The sequence below is a fragment of the Corynebacterium occultum genome (assembly GCF_009734425.1).
GTDB classification, from domain to species: Bacteria; Actinomycetota; Actinomycetes; order Mycobacteriales; family Mycobacteriaceae; genus Corynebacterium; species Corynebacterium occultum.
Window position 1 is genome coordinate 1812201 of the sequence record NZ_CP046455.1, and the last position, 15696, is coordinate 1827896.

The following is a 15696-nucleotide window of genomic DNA, read 5'->3' on the forward strand; positions in this document are numbered from 1 at the left end:
GAGCCGGAAACCCCGGGTAGGGGTTTCCGGCTCCACTGTGTTTTCTATGGGTCTTCTTGTCTAACGCTGACCCTGGTTGCGGTTGCGGTGACGCTCCGCAGCCCGGCTGCGACGGTCGTCGATAAGCAAGGGGTTACCCTCTGCCTCACTGTGGCGCTGCTGGGAGAGCATGGCCTCCCGCTGCGTCTGGGCGATCAGATCCTCATCCTCAGTGGTGGCCCGTAGCTCTGCGATCCTGACCTGCTCAGGATCGCGGCGCAGGATCAGGGAGCTGAGTGCATAGGTCAGCAGAAAGACCCCGAGCACGGCGAGATAGACACCGAAACCGGTGCGGCTGTCACTGCTCTGGGTGCCACGCATCCACAAGGCGAAGAGGGAGACGAACAGGCTGATACCGGTGAAGAACCAGGTCACCCAGGAAATCCAGGTTCGGCGAGTCAACAGCAGCAGGGAGTTTCCCAGGCCCAGGCTGAGGAAGGTGGCCAGTGCGAAGATGATCTCTGCGATGGTCAGCGAGTCATCCAGGAAGAGCAGAGCCTGGAAACCCAGCACCCCGCTCTTGAAGGGCAGCACCAGGGAAGCCACGTAGAGCACCAGGGCGGCGATGAGAAAACCCTGGTAGCCCTTCAGACTGACCCGACCTGCGGCCTTGCGTTCCGCCGCTGCCAGTTCCCGGGCGCTCAGGTTCGCGATGCTGTCGGCCCCTTCTCTTCGGGAAGGATTGCTCGGGGATTGAGTCCCCTTGGTGCTACTCACTATTGCAGGTTCTCCTAGGTCAAGAGTTCGCGGTGCTTCCTGATCGGTGTTGCCTCCACCGACCGGCTCCGAGCTCAATCTTAGCCCTAGTCCCGGAGAGACCAATTTAGGGTGTTTTCCCCTTCTGGAGACACCGCTTGCCTGGCGATGGCTTCGCCGAGGGGATCCTTCCCGGCCCACGGTGGGAGGAAAACCCTCCTCCAGATAGGAGAAGCAGCTCAGATCACCACGGCCCAGTCACGGCCCGCCAGCGGCGCCATCACGTCGGCCGGGTTCGGGCACCTCACACCGCAGGTTCTGTTTCCCCACCTTGGAGCAAACCTCCCGATTTCGGAGCTCGCTTCCCCGCTGGGGGGGTGCGATCAGCAGCCGCAGGAGCTGCCGCAGCCGTGCTCCTCGGCCACGGCCGGGGCCGGGACACCGATCCGGGGCAGGCCCAGGCCGACCCCGATGGGTGCGGTCGTCGGCACCTGTCCGATCTCGGACATATCACCGGCGGGGGTGCGGCGGTGGCCCAGCACACCCTCATCGGCGATCAGGAAATAGGGCGCGGCGGAGGTGACCTTGATGGTGACCATGTCACCCGGGCGGATGCCACGGTCGATGGCACCCTCAGTCGACGCCTCAGGATTGAAGTGAACCAGGCGGCCGTCGGGGGCACGACCGGACATCCGCTTGGTTTCATGGTTCTTCCGCCCCCCATCAGCCTGAACCAGCAATTCAAGCTCCCGACCGATGAGCTCGCGGTTACCCTCCTCACTGATGCGTTCCTGCAGGACCATCAGTCGTTCATAGCGTTCCTGAACGACTTCCTTGGGCACCTGGTTCTCATACTCAGCGGCCGGGGTCCCCGGGCGTGGGCTGTACTGGAAGGTGTAGGCGCTGGTGAACCGGGCCTGCTCCACGACATCCAGGGTGTCTTGGAAGTCCTCCTCCGTCTCGCCGGGGAAACCGACGATGATGTCGGTGGTGATCGAGGCATGCGGAATTTTAGCGCGGACCTCCTCGAGGATGCCGAGGAATTTCTTCGAACGGTAGGAGCGGCGCATCTCCTTGAGCACCTTGTCCGAACCAGACTGCAGGGGCATGTGCAGCTGCGGGCAGATATTCGGGGTCTCCGCCATCGCATCGATGACATCAGAGGTGAACTCCGCGGGGTGCGGGCTGGTGAAACGCACCCGCTCCAGTCCCTCGATCTCACCGCAGGCGCGCAACAGCTTCGAAAATGCGGAGCGGTCCCGCTCGAGCTCCGGGTCCGCGAAGTTCACGCCATAGGCGTTGACATTCTGGCCCAGCAGGGTCACCTCGGTGACACCCTGATCCACCAGGGCCTGCACCTCGGCGAGAATATCGCCGGGACGACGATCTGCTTCCTTGCCGCGCAGGCTGGGCACGATGCAGAAGGTGCAGGTGTTGTTGCAACCGACTGAAACCGAAACCCAGCCAGCATAAGCGGACTCCCGCTTGGCGGGCAGCACGGAAGGGAACTGCTCCAGGGAGTCCACGATCTCGACTTCGGCGCGTTCATTGTGGGCGGCACGCTTGAGCAGGGTCGGCAGGGAGCCGATGTTGTGGGTTCCGAAGACCGCGTCCACCCAGGGCGCCTTCTTCACCACCACATCCTTGTCCTTCTGTGCCAGACAGCCACCCACGGCAATCTGCATGCCGGGGTGCTGGTCCTTGACGGCTTTCAGCGAGCCGAGGGTGCCGTAGAGCTTCTTGTCGGCGTTCTCCCGCACCGCGCAGGTATTGAGCACCACGAGATCCGGCTTCACCGAATCCGTGGCCGGGACATAACCTGCCTCCTCGAGCAGTCCCGAGAGACGCTCCGAATCATGGACATTCATCTGGCAGCCGAAGGTCCGCACCTCATAGGTACGGGCCCCGACTGATTCCTTCACCTTGGTTTCCTGCGACACATCGAGACATTCTAGCCAGCGCTCCAAACAGCTCCTAATGCAGGAGATCCCGATACCGGGTGACCCCACCTGGGGAGGTGGTCTGCCCCAGGAAACAGGGGCGGAAAACGCTGGAGGTGCCCGAAAAAATAACGATTGCACTCTTTCGGAAACATTCTCGTCCATTTTCAACAAATGTGACATGAACTACATTAATCTCTTCTCCATGAGCGAGAGCACGCAGTCACCAGCGGGAGCACCCTCCCCCGCGGCCGGCGCGGGCGGCAATGAGCAGCCCATGATCCGGATGAAGAACGTCCAGAAGTACTTCGACGATTTCCAGGCCCTCACCGACATCAACCTGGAAGTCCCCCGCGGCCAGGTGGTGGTCGTCCTCGGCCCCTCCGGGTCTGGTAAATCCACCCTCTGCCGCACCATCAACCGTCTCGAGACCATCGAGGACGGCACGATCGAGATTGACGGGAAACTCCTGCCGGAAGAAGGCAAGGAACTGGCCAAGCTCCGGGCTGATGTGGGCATGGTATTTCAGTCCTTCAACCTCTTCCCCCACCTGAAGATCAGGGACAATGTCACCCTCGGCCCGATCAAGGTGCGGAATAAGAAGAAGAAAGAAGCTGTGGACCGCGCCATGCAGCTGCTGGAACGGGTCGGAATCGCCAACCAGGCAGACAAATATCCGGCCCAGCTTTCTGGCGGCCAGCAACAGCGCGTGGCCATTGCCCGGGCCCTGGCCATGGACCCGAAGGTCATGCTCTTCGATGAGCCGACCTCCGCCCTGGATCCGGAGATGGTCAACGAGGTCCTTGAGGTCATGGCCAACCTGGCCAAGTCAGGGATGACCATGCTCGTGGTCAGCCATGAGATGGGCTTCGCCCGCAAGGTCGCCGATCGGGTCCTGTTCATGGCTGATGGGCAGATCGTCGAGGATGCTCCCCCGGAAGAATTCTTCAGCAACCCGAAGAGTGACCGGGCCAAAGACTTCCTCGGCAAAATTCTCGCCCACTAAACCACGGTTGCACCGGCGGGAGTTCAGTTCCCCCGGCCCCATACCCACCCACAGAAGGAAAAACACGATGAAACGCTCCACTCTCCGCCTCGCCTCCGTCCTCGCTGTCGCCGGCCTCAGCAGCGTTACCCTGGCCGCCTGTAACTCCAGCTCCTCTGAAGGACTACTCGCCAATATCGAGGCCGGTTCAGTGACCCTGGGCACCAAGTACGACCAGCCGGGACTTGGCCTGCGCAACCCGGACGGCACCATGTCCGGACTTGATGTCGATGTCGCCGAATACGTCGTGGAGTACATCGCCGCTGACAATGGCTGGGATGCCCCGGAGATCACCTGGCGGGAAACTCCCTCCGCACAGCGGGAGACCCTCATCCAGAATGGCGAGGTCGACATGATCGCCGCCACCTACTCCATCAACAATGCCCGTGCCGAGACGGTCAACTTCGGTGGCCCCTACCTCCTGACCCATCAGGCACTCCTGATCCGGGAGGACAACACCGAGATCACTGAGGTGGCGGACCTCGACGGCAAAATCCTCTGCTCAGTGACCGGCTCCACCCCGGCCCAAACTGTCAAAGAGGTGCTGCCAGGTGTCCAGCTCCAGGAGTATGACACCTACTCCTCCTGTGTGGAGGCACTACGCCAGGGCAATATCGATGCGATGACCACCGATGCCACCATTCTCAACGGCTACTCCGCCCAGTCCCCCGGCCAGTTCACCGTCGTGGAGATGAGCAAGGATGACGGCGAGCCCTTCACCAATGAGTACTACGGCATCGGCCTGGCCAAGGATGATGAGGCAGCCACCGACGCCCTCAACGCCGCCCTGGAGGAAATGCATTCCAGCGGCTCCTTCGACCAATTTGTCAGCGACAACCTCGACCAAGGTGAAGGTATCACCCCGGGCACCCCGGGTGACCTGTCTTTCCTGGATTAATCACTCGTGCACCGTCCCCTCAGCAGTTGCTGAGGGGCCCCTATCCGCAAGGAGGAGGTCGAGAGGATGAACGACTTCTGGGCCGATCTGGGGCCGTCCCTGTGGCCGGCGTTCTGGATCACCATTAAGCTGACCGTGCTCTCCGCCATTGGATCCATGATCCTGGGCACGATCCTCACCGCCATGAGAGTGGCCCCCGTCCGTATCCTGCGCGGCCTGGCCACCTTCTACATCAACACCGTCCGCAATACCCCCCTCACCCTGATCATCCTGTTCTGCTCCTTCGGCCTCTACCAGAACCTCGGTCTGACCCTGGCTGGCCGGGATTCCGGGACCTTCCTCAGCGACAACAACTTCCGCCTCGCGGTCCTGGGTTTCATTCTCTACACCTCGGCCTTCGTCGCGGAATCCCTACGCTCCGGCATCAACACAGTCCACTTCGGGCAGGCCGAGGCAGCACGTTCCATCGGGCTGGAATTTCCCCAGATTTTCGGCAACATCATCTTCCCCCAGGCATTGCGTGCCGCTATCGTGCCACTGGGCAACACCCTGATCGCGTTGACCAAGAACACCACCATCGCCTCGGTGATCGGAGTCGCCGAAGCTTCGCTGCTGATGAAGGAAACCGTGGAGAACCACGCCAACATGCTCTTCATCATCTTCGGTATCTTCGCGATCGGATTCATGATCCTCACCCTGCCGATGGGTCTGACCCTGGACCGACTCTCCACGAGACTGGCGGTGAGGAAATAATGAGTGAGGTACGCGCCACCGTCCTCTATGACGCCCCCGGGCCGAAAGGAAGACGCAACAACCGCATCTACACGGCGATCACCCTGCTGGTGGCCCTAGCCATCATCGCCTGGGTGCTCTACACCCTCGCAGGTAATGGCCAGCTGACCGCCGCGAAGTGGTCCCCCTTCCTCAACAGCCAGACCTGGGAGACCTATCTCCTTCCCGGCCTGTGGGGCACCCTGAAATCTGCTTTCGTCTCGATCATCCTCGCCCTGGTGATGGGAGTTCTGCTGGGACTGGGACGACTCTCCCAGGCTGCCTGGCTGCGCTGGATCTGCGGTGCGATCGTCGAATTCTTCCGCGCCATCCCGGTGCTGCTGCTGATGATCTTCGCCTACCAGCTCTTCGCGATCTACAGCATCCTGCCTCCCCGTCAGCTCGCCTTCGGCGCGGTAGTCTTCGGCCTGACCATGTACAACGGATCCGTGATCGCCGAGATCCTGCGCTCCGGTATCCGCAGCCTGCCCAAAGGACAGGTTGAGGCCTCCCAGGCGCTGGGGTTGTCACACCGGCAGACCCTGTGGTCGATTCAGCTGCCGCAGGCGGTGGCCGCCATGCTCCCGGCTCTGATCTCGCAGATGGTCATCGCGCTGAAGGACTCCGCCCTCGGTTACCAGATCGGTTATGTCGAGGTGGTCCGTTCCGGTATCCAGTCGGCTTCCTCGAACCAGAACTACCTGGCTGCTCTGGTCGTGGTGGCGATCATCATGATCCTGATCAACTACGCCCTGACCCTGGTAGCCGAGCGTGTCGAGCGTCAGCTGCGGGCTGGGCGGGCACGACGCAATATCGTCGCCAAGGTGCCTGAGATGCCCGACCAGGGCCTGGACACCAAGGATAACGTCAACGTCGACTGGCATGCCCCGGGATACAAGGAGATCAAAAACCCGTCGGAATAGCAGTCTCCTCGGGCTTCGGTCTTTAGGTGAAGCAAAAAGAGCACCTCCCGGACAAGGGATCCCTTGTCCGGGAGGTGCTCTTCCTACTGATGATCCCGGTGCCTTGGTTGAGAGAGGGGGGTGCGAGGCGGCCGGAAGGTCTGGTTCTTCCCCTTAACCAGACCCGTCCCACCGAGACCTGTCCAGCCGGAAGCCGCCTACTCCAACTCGCGGTGCCGTTCAGCCAGCACCTCACGCGAGATCTGCAGGGACATCGGCCCCGGAAAACCTCTTCTCGCGAGCACCCCGGCCACCCGGCGCAGCTGTTTGTCATGCTCGGAGCGGTCAGCGGGAATCTCCTTGATGGAGCGGGCCTTCTTCTCCGCCAACTGGCGGGCCATGGCCGCCTCATCCTCGGTGCCGATCTGCTCCAGAGCCCGGTCCCGGGCGTTCTGATCGATGCCCTTCTGGCTGAGTTCACGGTCCAGGGCCCGGATAGATTTACCGCGCCGTTGGTGACGCTGGCGGACCCATTCATTGGCGAAGTCCTGATCGTCGATCAGTTTTGCTTCCTGCAGATCATCGAGGACATCCTCGATGATGGCAGGCTCAAATTCTGCGTCGGTCAATCTTTCCTTCAGTTCCCGGCGGGAACGGGCACGGTGGTCAAGCAGTCCCAAGGCACGTTTCCGCACAGCTGCCTTAGCCTCCTCAGCCTGATGGTCGAAGAGTTTCGGCCCCTGCCCGGCCTCATAGGCCTCCAGTGCCCGGCGGAGCTTGGTCAGCTTCTCCGGGTCTACAGATCTGGCGTTGCGGCTGCTGTCAGCGGAATTAGCCTCGTACCCCATGACTGTTATTCATTTCCGGCGGCGGTCTCCGGCTCCGCCGCTACCCCGACCTCGTCATCATCCTCGTCCTCGAAGTCGACATTGGGGACCATATCCACCGGATCATCGCTGAGTCCCTCCTCGAGGGCCGCCTCAGGACCGACCCCGAGCTTGGACATGATCTTCTTCTCGATCTCATCAGCCAGGTCCTGGTTCTCCTTGAGGTAGAGACGGACCTTCTCCTTGCCCTGGCCGAGCTGGTCACCGTCGTAGGTGAACCAGGAACCGGACTTCTTGATGATGCCGTTTTCCACCCCCATGTCGATGATTGAGGACTCGCGGGAGATTCCCTCGCCGTACATGATGTCAAACTCGGCAATCTTGAAGGGCGGGGAAACCTTATTCTTGACCACCTTCAGGCGGGTTCGGTTACCGATGGCATCCTGCCCATCCTTGAGGGTCTGGATACGGCGGATATCGCAACGTATTGAGGCATAGAACTTCAGTGCCTTACCGCCGGTGGTGGTTTCCGGGGAGCCGAACATCACGCCGATCTTCTCACGCAGCTGGTTAATGAAGATCGCGGTGGTACCTGAGTTGTGGAGGGCGCCGGTCATTTTGCGCAGTGCCTGGCTCATGAGGCGGGCCTGAAGGCCGACGTGGCTATCACCCATCTCGCCGTCGATCTCAGCCCTGGGGGTCAGGGCCGCCACCGAGTCAATGACGATGATGTCGATGGCTCCGGAGCGCACCAGCATATCGGCGATCTCCAGGGCCTGCTCACCATTGTCCGGCTGGGAGACCAGAAGGGCATCGGTGTCCACGCCGAGCTTGCCGGCATAATCCGGATCCAGGGCGTGCTCGGCGTCAATGAAGGCGGCGATGCCGCCAGCACGCTGGGCTTCTGCGATGGCGTGCAGGGCAACGGTGGTCTTACCGGAGGATTCCGGCCCGTAGATCTCCACGACACGGCCACGGGGAAAACCACCGATGCCGAGGGCGACATTGATGGCGGCGTTGCCGGAGGGGATGACGCTGATCGGCGGACGGTTCTCATCACCCAGGCGCATCACCGCTCCCTTGCCAAAATCCTTCTCGATCAGGGCAAGCGCGGAGTCGAGCGCCTTCTGACGGTCCTCTTTGTTGGAGGCTGTCGCTGCCTTCTTCTTCGGGGCCATGTTTTCTTCCTTAACTCTCGGTGTAGCTGGGTGCTGCCGGATCCGTCGGGAGGTGTCTTCGGGTTATCCGATGAGGAACCTCACCGCTGGCGGGAGCGTTAATCATTGTTTTATGGAGCTGTGTACTGGAATGCGCCAACGTTTCATTAGACCCGAATGCATTCGATTCGGCTCCCTCACCCTTGGCTTCATATCTGTGCACGGTACCGGCACCCCGGTTCTTCGAGTTCGAACTTACACGCACAACTGTTCGAAAGCAACGTCTGTGAAACCACTTTCCAGAGCTTCACCACAGACCTATCAAGGCCTCAGCAAAAATCGCATTACCGCACCTCAATCATCCCTTCCCAGGCGTCGCCCCTCCGGGACATCAAAGTCATCACAGAGACCACGCCAGATGTGCCGGGGATCCACCCCGCCCTCCAGCAGATTGCCGGCAGTGTCCCCCAGCCTCTCCAGGACATGGGAGTCGAGGATCCAGCCTCCTTTCGCATCGCCGAATTCATCGCGGACCAACTGATGGAACTCCGTCAAACGCATGCCCCGCATCCTACCGAGAGCACACCCCGGAACCGAGAGTGGATCCCCGTCGACCGGACCAGAATCTCTCGAACGTCGGCCTGGGAGACCGCCGTGAACCCACCCCAAAATTTAGCCCCGCCACCCCGGATGGCAAGCACTTAAACAGTGTTCAAAGTAGCCGTTTGAATGGTTGAACACCGTTCAAGGTAGGATATTTTCCCATGAATAACAAACGACCCTCACTGGCCCAGGATCTGGCCTATATCGCCGTCTTCGCGGCATTGATCATCGTGCTCGCCTTCGTCTCCATCCCGATCGGTACCGCCGGTGTCCCCATCGTGCTGCAGAACGCCGCAGTCGTCCTGGCCGGTCTGGTGCTCGGTGGTCGGCGTGGTGGCCTGGCCGCCACCCTGTTCGTCGGTCTCGGACTGATCGGCCTGCCGGTCCTTGCCGGCGGCCGCACCACCCTGGCAGCCCTGGCCGGACCGACCGTGGGGTACATCCTCGGCTACATCGTGTCCGCCACCGTGGCCGGCCTGATCGCCTACCGCGCCCCGCGGAAGAACCGCATCGGCCAGGTGGCGGTATTCACCCTCGCTGCCGTGATGGGTCTTCTGCTGCAGTACCTCTGCGGTGCGCTGGGGCTGGTCTTCCGCGCCGACCTCTCGATCGCCGAGGCCAGCCTGGCCCAGTTACCCTTCATCATTCCTGATCTGGCGAAATTTGCGCTGATGGTAGCCATTGCGGTGGGTGTCCACTCCGCCTTCCCGGATCTGCTCCGTCGCCGCTCCCCCAGGACAAGTTCGCAGGATGAGGTTCGACGCGGTGTTACAGGTGCCGAGCCCTCCGGAGTTCAGGCACACTGATCTGATGCCCGATATTATCTTCGAGGATGTGCACGTCTCCTATGACGAGGTGCCGGTCCTCAGCGGAATCAATCTCCGACTCAGCGAGCACCGGATCGGGATCATCGGCGCCAACGGAGGAGGCAAGTCCACCCTGGCACGACTGATCAACGGGCTCGGCGAGCCCACCCAGGGGCGGGTGCTCGTTGACGGTCTCAACGTTGCCGACCATGGCCGCACAGTCCGCCGCCGGGTGGGTTTCGTATTCTCCGACGCGGAGAACCAGATCATCATGCCACGCGTCCGAGATGACATCGATTTCTCACTACGACAACTCAAACTCCCCCGTGCCGAGCGTCGACAGCGGGTAGATGAGATGTTGGAACGCTTCGAATTGGCTGGCCATGCCGAGCACTCCCCCCACCTGCTCTCCGGTGGTCAGAAGCAGTTGCTCGCCCTGGCTGCCGTGCTGGTACTGCAGCCGGAGGTGATCGTCGCTGATGAGCCGACCACCCTGCTAGACCTGCGTAACCGGCAGCGGATCCGCCGGGAGTTCGATGCCTTGGAACAGCAGCTGATTGTGGTCACCCATGACCTGAATTTCCTGAGCGGCTTTGAAAGGGTGCTCTGCATCGATGAGCATCAGATCGTGGCGGATGGTCCCCCCACGGAGGTCATCGACCATTATCTCGGACTGATGGAGGCACGGCCGCTGTGAATACGCTTCCCCTGGGTTTCTATGTCCCCGGCAACAGTCTGATCCACCGCACCCCGCCGACTTGGAAATTCGCGGTTCTGATTCTCTACATCCTCGGCACTGCGATCTTCATCAAGACCCCACTGGTGGCCGTACTTGTCCTGCTGTTCCCCGTGGCTGGTTATCTGATCGCCCGAATTCCGCTGGGGGTGGCCATCAGCCAGCTCTGGCCACCGCTACCGATCCTGGCGGTTCTGGGCCTGTTCCAGTGGTGGCAGCGGGGTGCGGAAACCGCCCTGAGCATGGTGCTGGTCATTTTTGCCGCGATCATGGCTGCCACGCTGCTCACCTTGACCACCACCATTCCGGCGATCATGGACGCCATCGATAAGCTGCTGGCCCCATTGGCGCGCTTCGGGATTCCGGTGGAATCCATCAGTCTGGCCATCTCCCTGACAATCCGACTGATCCCGCTGCAGCTGGCGACCGTCCAGGAGGTGCTCAACGCCCGCAAGGCCCGGGGTGCGTCTTTCTCCATCCGTGCCTTCGGCACCCCCGTCCTGATCCGCAGCATGCGGCGCGCCCAAGGCATCGGCGAAGCCCTCCAGGCCCGCGGCGTCGGAGATTAGCTGACACCTTTTATCGGGCTCCCCAGCCACACCGCCCGCGGGTTTAGTTTTCAGAAGTCCTCTGGGACTGCGGATGCTGCCTCGGACCACTCACACTCAGAAGGAGGGTGAGTGTGCGGGCCCGCCATCAGCGCCGCCCTGAGAGGGTATTCTCCTCGCCCCGAGTACCCAGGACAGTTCCTAATCATCGGGCTGGTTCTTGACGGTGATCGCATAGCCGGTAAGACACACTATCCCCATCAGTGAGACCACGACTGCCATGATGGTGGCTTCACGACTCAACAGGCCCCAACCCAGACAGGCGACCAGGAAACCAGCTACGGAGAACGCTAACGCAGAGTAGGCAAACCCGTATTGCCTTGCTGTGTGGAGCTGTGCCCCCATCCGCATGGTCCGACATAACATCTGCACCGCCAGGGGGCCTTTGAAACTGACAACGAGGGGGCCTGCAGCATGAAAAGACCCGGTTTCGGCTGGGGGATGAATTCTCATCTCCCCCACTGAAACCGGGTCTTCTACCGCTGAGACTGGCGGAAGCTACTGCTCGCCGCGCAGTTCACGCATCCGCTGAGCGACCGCATCAGTGTCCACATTGGAGGACCCTGCAGTGCCCGACTCAATGGAACCCTGCGGCTTGGAGCTGATCTGGTTGTCACCGGACATCTCTGCACGGATCTGCTCCAGACGGGAGTGACCTGCCATCTGAACACCGGCCTGCTGCACCTCAGCCATACGACCCTCAACAGAGTTCTCGGCGAGTTCAGCCTGGCCCAGGGCGTTGGCATAACGACGCTCAATCTTTTCACGCACCTGATCCAGGTTCGGGGAGTTGCTCGAACCTGAAATGGAGTTCATAGACTGCAGGGACTCAGAAACCTTCTCCTGCATTTTGGCCTGCTCCAGCTGACTGAGCAGCTTGGTACGCTCCGCGACCTTCTGCTGCAACGCCATGGAGTTACGCTCTACCGCCTGCTTGGCCTGGTCAGCCTGCTGCAGAGCCTGATCATGGAGCTGCTTGGTGTCCTCGACGGACTGCTCTGCGGTGACCAGCTGAGCAGCGAAGGCCTCAGCAGCGTTCTCATACTCCATGGCCTTCTTCTCGTCACCCTCGGCGCGTGCCTTATCGGCCAGCTGCAGAGCCTGACGGGTGTTTGCCTGGAGCTTCTCGATCTCCCCGAGACGACGGTTGAGCTGCATTTCAAGCTGACGCTGGTTACCGATCACGGCGGCCGCCTGCTGGGACAGCTCCTGGTGCTGGCGCTGGGCATCCTCAATCGCCTGCTGGATCTGCACCTTCGGGTCGGCGTTCTCCTCGATCTTCGAGTCAAACAGGGCCATAAGGTACTTCCATGCCTTGACAAAGGGATTCGCCATGTGTCGGGCCTCCTAGGAATTAGTGAACTAGTAGTGGTCAGCTCCATGCACTGCAGGACAGCTCAGGGGCGAGTTGATGATCGTCACCATGGTAGCGGAAATATCCCCGCTACGCGGGGCTTCTCCCCCCTTGGGGAAGTCACCTCACAGATGGTGACGGGGTGGTCATTTCCTCCACCACCGACTGCAGCGCCATGGAGCCGGCGGCCTCGATGAGAACCTCAGCCACCGATGCGGAGAGAGCATGACACACCGATGCGAGCAGCTCGGAGGAAACCTCCTTGCGGCCGCGTTCAAGTTCTGAGAGGTAACCCGGGGAGACCCGGGCAGACTCAGCGAGTTCTCGCAGGGTGATCCCCTGCTCGGTCCGGTAGGATCTGAGCGCTTCGCCGAGTGCTTCACGCAGCAGCGGTTGCGGTCGGCGAGAGGTAGTCACCACCGGCTGGTCAAGAAGTGCGGTATTAGTAGCCATCACTTTAATCAACGACCTTTCCCTGCTTTTTGTTCCAGAAGGATTCCAAGAACTTTCTGCAGTGCATATTCCACGCTACGCGTTCTGATCTCCGCGCGGTCACCATTGAGGACGCGGATCGGTTGAGAATCCACAGCACCCGGAACCAGATGGGTCTGCCCTTCAGGCATGATCCGATGACTGTGCAACAGCCCCTCCGGCCCCGCGATCCCCAGAAAAACCTCTCCCACGGGATGTCCATTCTGTGGGTCAGGTCCAGCCACCCCCGTCAAGGAGAAAGCCCAATCCGCCCCACAAACCTTTCGGGCACCAGCCGCCATCTGTTCCGCCGTCTCGGCCGCCACCGGGCCAACCTTCCGGAGCACCTCGGGATCCACCCCGGCGAGGGTGGCCTTCAAATCGGTGGCATAGGTGACCAGACCACCCCGGAAAACCGCGGAGGCACCCGGAACTGAGGTTATGGCGGCGGCAGCCAACCCGGAACTCAGAGACTCACAGCAGGCCAGGGTCTGCCCCGCTGCCTTCAGTTCCCGGATCAGTTCAGTTACGGTCGCTGTCGTCATCGGAAATCCGTCGGGAGTCGATCAGGTACTGGATGCCGGTGTAGACGGTGACCGCCACGGCAGCCAGCATCACGATCCAGGTCGGAAGGTTCATCCATTCCGGCAACGGGCAAAGGTAGAGGCCCACCGCCAGGGTCTGCAGCGCAGTCTTGAGCTTGCCCCCCTTGGAGGCCGGCACGACACGTCCGGCGCGGAGCTGGAACATCCGCCACATGGTGATGCCAAACTCACGAATGACGATCACCACTGTCACCCACCAGGGCAAGACACCCGTGATGTTCAGGCAGACCAGTGCACTGGTCATCAGGGCTTTATCAGCGATGGGATCAGCGATCTTGCCGAAATCAGTGACCAGGCCACGTGCCCGAGCGATATCACCATCAAGTTTATCGGTGATCATCAGAGCGACAAAGAGGGCGAATGCCCCCCACATCCAGGACAGATGCTGATCATCGGCCCGCAATACCAGCCAGACGAAAAGCGGGATCAAGATGATCCGCAGACTCGTCAATACATTGGGCAGGTTGAAATTGGAGGGCTTGGCCGTCTGATCCCCTACCTGGCTTGCGTTCGAAGCTGCTGCATTCACAGCCACAACCCTACCCGGTGGCCGGATTAGGCCCCTACTCCGCGCCGGGGGAAGCACCCCGCTCTGCGACGACGACACCCCGTCCTGACCTATGATATTCCCATGAATACTTTTGCGATCCTGTACGAATACGTCGACGACGCTGAGAAGGTGGCGTCCTTCCGCGCCGAGCACCGTGAGTTCCTCGGTCGTCTGGAGGATGAGGGCAAGCTCATCGGTTCCGGCCCCTTCACCGATGAGAAGGGCGGTGCCCTGATCATCATCCGTCTGCCGGAACCTGCCACCGTTGAGGATGCCGGCACCCTCTTCGACAAGGATCCCTTCAAAATCAACGACCTGATCACCAAGCGCAGCATCCGCGCCTGGAACCCAGTCAAGAATGTCTTCCAGGAGCACCAGGCCTAGGAATCCCCGGTACCGGAAAAACAGGCGGTGCCCCTCCCATGGGAGGGGCACCGCCTGTTTAGTGTTCAGGGTGACGCCATGAGGGCGTCGATCAGCTATCTAGCGGTGTTGCTCGCCACCATTGAGCTGGTCGGCTTCACCGGTGGCCACGCCATCGCTGACCCCCTCAGCGGCATCCTGCTGCCCACGCTGGCGGCGGCGCTCCTCAGCAGCGTTGACGGAGATATCGATCGCACCCTGCGCCTGATCCCGCTTGTTCTTCCACACCGACAGCAGCACGGTGATCACCAGGACCGCGACGATCACTCCCAGGGAGAGCTGGGTGCTCACCTCCGGAACACTCAGGTTCTCACCACCGTTGATGAAGGGCAGGTTGTTTTCATGCAGGGCATGCAGCAGCAGCTTGACACCGATGAATCCCAGGATGATAGAGAGACCGTAGGAGAGGTAGACGAGGCGGTCCAGCAGGCCGTCGAGCAGGAAGTACATCTGACGCAGGCCCAGCAGGGAAAAGGCATTGGTAGTGAACACCAGGAAAGCCTCGGTGGTGATGCCGTAGATCGCCGGGATGGAGTCCAGGGCGAACATGATGTCAACCAGGCCGATGGCCACCAGGGCGATCATCAGCGGCGTGAAGTAGCGCTTGCCGTTCTTCTTGAAGGAAAGGTGGTCGCCCTCGATCTTGTCGCTGAGGGGCAGAACCTTGGAGGCCAGCCGAACCACCAGCATGTCCTTGGGGTCGGTCTCCGGGGAGTCCGAGAGCTCATCCCAGATCATCTTCACCGCGGTGAAGAGCAGGAAGGCGGCGAAGATATAGAAGATATCCGACCACGCCTCGATGACCGCGGCACCCAGCAGGATGAAGAGCAGGCGGAAGAACAGCGCCAGGGCGATGCCGATCAGCAGCACCTTCTGCTGGTACTTACGGGGAATCTGGAAAGCGCCCATGATCAGCGCGAAGACGAAGAGGTTATCAACACTCAGGGCCTTCTCGGTGACATAACCGGTCAGGTATTCAATGCCGTGCTGGCTATCCCAGACCACCCAGACGATGAGGCCGAAAATCAGGGCCAGAGCCACGTAGAAAGCCGACCACCAGGCGGATTCCTTGAGGGTGGGCTCGTGTGGAGTCTTGACGTGAGAGTAAAAGTCGAAGATGAAGAATCCGGCGATCACGATGATGGTGATCGCCCAGACCCAGAGCGGGACAGACATAAGTGTTTAAACCTCCGGTCACTTAGGTGAGCCGGAGGTCTCCCCCACCCCCATGGTGAATCACCTGGGCTGGGCCGACATGACCGGGG

General features: G+C 61.1%; 18 protein-coding genes. 8 read left to right on the forward strand and 10 right to left on the reverse strand.

The window, feature by feature from the left end:
- Nucleotides 1-60: 60 nt before the first annotated feature.
- Nucleotides 61-756 carry an Rv2732c family membrane protein gene (locus COCCU_RS08455; RefSeq protein WP_156231097.1) on the reverse strand — a complete coding sequence of 232 codons (696 nt, stop codon included), beginning with the start codon at nucleotides 754-756 and terminating at the stop codon, nucleotides 61-63.
- A gap of 362 nt (nucleotides 757-1118) precedes the next feature.
- Nucleotides 1119-2675 (reverse strand): tRNA (N6-isopentenyl adenosine(37)-C2)-methylthiotransferase MiaB, encoded by a 1557-nt coding sequence (miaB, locus tag COCCU_RS08460; RefSeq protein WP_197088319.1) that lies wholly within the window; start codon nucleotides 2673-2675, stop codon nucleotides 1119-1121.
- A 277-nt stretch (nucleotides 2676-2952) separates the two neighbouring features.
- Here miaB and gluA point away from each other — a divergent pair, with 277 nt between their 5' ends.
- The 4 genes from gluA (at nucleotide 2953) to COCCU_RS08480 (ending at nucleotide 6312) form a co-directional block, all read left to right on the forward strand.
- Nucleotides 2953-3681 (forward strand): glutamate ABC transporter ATP-binding protein GluA, encoded by a 729-nt coding sequence (gene gluA / locus COCCU_RS08465; protein ID WP_156232727.1) that lies wholly within the window; start codon nucleotides 2953-2955, stop codon nucleotides 3679-3681.
- Nucleotides 3682-3748: 67 nt separating this feature from the next.
- Complete coding sequence (locus COCCU_RS08470) at nucleotides 3749-4618, forward strand: glutamate ABC transporter substrate-binding protein (protein WP_156231098.1); 870 nt, start codon at nucleotides 3749-3751, stop codon at nucleotides 4616-4618.
- Between the two features lie 66 nt (nucleotides 4619-4684).
- Complete coding sequence (gluC, locus tag COCCU_RS08475) at nucleotides 4685-5371, forward strand: glutamate ABC transporter permease GluC (RefSeq protein WP_156231099.1); 687 nt, start codon at nucleotides 4685-4687, stop codon at nucleotides 5369-5371.
- Entirely contained in the window at nucleotides 5371-6312 is a 942-nt protein-coding gene (locus tag COCCU_RS08480; protein WP_197088320.1) for an amino acid ABC transporter permease, read from the forward strand. The genes gluC and COCCU_RS08480 overlap by 1 nt, the downstream gene beginning before the upstream one ends.
- A gap of 197 nt (nucleotides 6313-6509) precedes the next feature.
- On the opposite strand, the gene recX is transcribed toward COCCU_RS08480, so the two are convergent.
- The 3 genes from recX to COCCU_RS08495 form a co-directional block, all read right to left on the reverse strand.
- The gene (gene recX, locus COCCU_RS08485; RefSeq protein WP_156231101.1) at nucleotides 6510-7139 is read right to left on the reverse strand and encodes a recombination regulator RecX; all 630 of its coding nucleotides are present in this window, start codon (nucleotides 7137-7139) and stop codon (nucleotides 6510-6512) included.
- Between the two features lie 5 nt (nucleotides 7140-7144).
- Complete coding sequence (gene recA / locus COCCU_RS08490) at nucleotides 7145-8296, reverse strand: recombinase RecA (protein ID WP_156231102.1); 1152 nt, start codon at nucleotides 8294-8296, stop codon at nucleotides 7145-7147.
- Between the two features lie 333 nt (nucleotides 8297-8629).
- Entirely contained in the window at nucleotides 8630-8836 is a 207-nt protein-coding gene (locus COCCU_RS08495) for a DUF3046 domain-containing protein (protein WP_156231103.1), read from the reverse strand.
- Nucleotides 8837-9039: 203 nt separating this feature from the next.
- Here COCCU_RS08495 and COCCU_RS08500 point away from each other — a divergent pair, with 203 nt between their 5' ends.
- Genes COCCU_RS08500 through COCCU_RS08510 form a run of 3 tightly spaced genes read left to right on the forward strand, consistent with a single transcriptional unit; the run spans nucleotide 9040 to nucleotide 10989 of the window.
- Nucleotides 9040-9684 (forward strand): biotin transporter BioY, encoded by a 645-nt coding sequence (locus tag COCCU_RS08500; protein WP_156231104.1) that lies wholly within the window; start codon nucleotides 9040-9042, stop codon nucleotides 9682-9684.
- Nucleotides 9685-9688: 4 nt separating this feature from the next.
- Complete coding sequence (locus COCCU_RS08505; RefSeq protein WP_156231105.1) at nucleotides 9689-10381, forward strand: energy-coupling factor ABC transporter ATP-binding protein; 693 nt, start codon at nucleotides 9689-9691, stop codon at nucleotides 10379-10381.
- Nucleotides 10378-10989 (forward strand): energy-coupling factor transporter transmembrane component T family protein, encoded by a 612-nt coding sequence (locus COCCU_RS08510; RefSeq protein WP_156231106.1) that lies wholly within the window; start codon nucleotides 10378-10380, stop codon nucleotides 10987-10989. Before COCCU_RS08505 ends, COCCU_RS08510 begins: the two co-directional genes overlap by 4 nt.
- 537 nt (nucleotides 10990-11526) lie before the next feature.
- On the opposite strand, the gene COCCU_RS08515 is transcribed toward COCCU_RS08510, so the two are convergent.
- From COCCU_RS08515 to pgsA, 4 genes are all read right to left on the reverse strand, one after another.
- Nucleotides 11527-12363, reverse strand: coding sequence for a PspA/IM30 family protein (locus COCCU_RS08515; RefSeq protein ID WP_156231107.1), 837 nt, complete (start codon nucleotides 12361-12363; stop codon nucleotides 11527-11529).
- A gap of 139 nt (nucleotides 12364-12502) precedes the next feature.
- The gene (locus COCCU_RS08520) at nucleotides 12503-12835 is read right to left on the reverse strand and encodes a helix-turn-helix domain-containing protein (RefSeq protein ID WP_156231108.1); all 333 of its coding nucleotides are present in this window, start codon (nucleotides 12833-12835) and stop codon (nucleotides 12503-12505) included.
- A gap of 8 nt (nucleotides 12836-12843) precedes the next feature.
- A complete protein-coding gene (locus COCCU_RS08525) occupies nucleotides 12844-13398 on the reverse strand; it encodes a CinA family protein (RefSeq protein WP_156231109.1) in 555 nt (184 codons plus the stop codon).
- On the reverse strand, nucleotides 13376-13987 hold the full coding sequence (gene pgsA / locus COCCU_RS08530) for a CDP-diacylglycerol--glycerol-3-phosphate 3-phosphatidyltransferase (RefSeq protein ID WP_156231110.1): 612 nt from the start codon (nucleotides 13985-13987) through the stop codon (nucleotides 13376-13378). The genes COCCU_RS08525 and pgsA overlap by 23 nt, the downstream gene beginning before the upstream one ends.
- Nucleotides 13988-14089: 102 nt before the next feature.
- Here pgsA and COCCU_RS08535 point away from each other — a divergent pair, with 102 nt between their 5' ends.
- Nucleotides 14090-14392: a YciI family protein gene (locus COCCU_RS08535; RefSeq protein ID WP_156231111.1), complete on the forward strand. Its 303-nt coding sequence runs from the start codon at nucleotides 14090-14092 to the stop codon at nucleotides 14390-14392.
- Between the two features lie 99 nt (nucleotides 14393-14491).
- Here the strand turns inward: COCCU_RS08535 and COCCU_RS08540 are convergent, their stop codons facing one another.
- Nucleotides 14492-15607, reverse strand: coding sequence for a TerC family protein (locus COCCU_RS08540; RefSeq protein ID WP_156231112.1), 1116 nt, complete (start codon nucleotides 15605-15607; stop codon nucleotides 14492-14494).
- Nucleotides 15608-15696 lie beyond the last annotated feature (89 nt).